The 1,492-nt window shown below is 73.7% G+C and carries 1 protein-coding gene and 1 pseudogene; both read right to left on the bottom strand.

Features of this window, described 5'->3' with window-relative positions:
• A pseudogene (locus tag J0670_RS37875) lies at positions 1-503 on the bottom strand (phage tail sheath family protein); the annotation flags it as partial.
• Between the two features lie 151 nt (positions 504-654).
• A partial coding sequence (locus J0670_RS37870) for an ATP-binding protein (protein ID WP_207817306.1) occupies positions 655-1,492 on the bottom strand: 838 nt, incomplete at its 5' end.

The raw sequence follows: 1,492 nt of genomic DNA, 5'->3' as shown, positions 1-1,492 counted from the left end.
ACGACGTACCCCTTGGTGTTCTTGCGGGTCGAGACGTCGAACGTCTCCGCGACCTCGCCGCCGCGACGGACCAGCAGCCGGAACCGGTCCTCGGGGACGTTCTCGCCCTCCGCGTCGGCGATCTCGACGGACACCTCGCCGCCCGCGCCGGGCAGGGCCGAGAAGAGGAAGCCCGCGATCGCGACGGGCGCGGGCGCGCCGACCGCCGGGGCGGAGGCACCGGCGGCCGCCCGCCGGGCCGGGTCGCCGACCCGCACGACGTAGGCGGAGCCGCCGCCGTTGGCGAAGAAGCCGTACACAGCGTGCGCCAGGTAGGTGCCCTCGGTGAACCCGCCGAACCGCTGCACGTACTGGTCCCAGTTGGTCACCAGCGTGGGCTCGTGGAACGGACCGGTCTCGGCGAAGCCGACGAAGGCGGCGACGGCCGTGCCGACCCCCTCGATCGGACGGGCACCGGACTGGACCTCCTCCACGTACACGCCCGGGGTGAGGTAGGACGGCATTCGCGCTCCTTCGGGTGGGCCGGTCATTCGCCCCCGAGTCTGCTGCGCGGCGTCGTCCGGGGACATGTCCCGAGGTCCCGGACCGGGGGCAGGAACACTGCCCCCGGCGGACACCCCGTCGGGTACTCGCGGGTAACGCCGACGGCGCCGGTCAGGTGTGGGGGGCGTCCCCGAGGACGCCCAGCCACGGCCCGAACTCGCTCTCCAGCACCAGCCGCCCGAGCTTGCGGTACTCGCCGACCACCGCGGCGACCAGCTGCGCCATGCCCAGCGGGGCGCCGGCTCCGGCGGCCAGGTAGGCCGCGGAGACGGCGCAGGCCCGGATGGAACCGCCGGTGAGCTCGAAGTTCCGGGCGCAGAAGTCCAGGTCGAGGTCCTCGCCCCGGGGCAGCCACGGCCCCAGGCAGCGGTCCCACAGCAGGCGCCGCTGCGCCTCGTCGGGCAGCGGGAACTCCGCGATGACGTCCAGCCGCCGGGTGAACGCCTCGTCGAGGTTGGCCCGCAGGTTGGACGTCAGGATCGCGATCCCGTCGAACGACTCCATCCGCTGGAGCAGGTAGGCCGTCTCCAGGTTGGCGTGGCGGTCGTGGGCGTCCTTGACCTGCGAGCGCTTCCCGAACAGCGCGTCCGCCTCGTCGAACAGCAGGACGCCGTTCACCTGCGCGGCCTCGGTGAAGACGCGTTCCAGGTTCTTCTCGGTCTCGCCGATGTACTTGTCCACCACGGTGGACAGGTCCACGACGTACAGCTCCATGCCCAGCTCAGCGGCCACCACCTCGGCGGACATCGTCTTGCCGGTGCCCGACTCCCCCGCGAACAGGGCGATCACCCCGGCCCCCCGGCCGCCGCCGGGCCGCATCCGCCAGCGCCCGAGCACCTGGTCGCGGTGCCGGGCCCGCAGCACCAGCTCGCGCAGCCGGGCGGCGGTGGGGTCGGGCAGCACCAGGTCGGACCAGCCGACGGCGGGTTCGATCCGGCGGGCGAGGCGG

The sequence above is a fragment of the Streptomyces sp. FH025 genome (genome assembly GCF_017427025.1).
Taxonomy (GTDB): Bacteria; Actinomycetota; Actinomycetes; order Streptomycetales; family Streptomycetaceae; genus Kitasatospora.
Note: the sequence above shows the minus strand (reverse complement) of the source record. Positions and strands in the feature narration are given on the sequence as shown.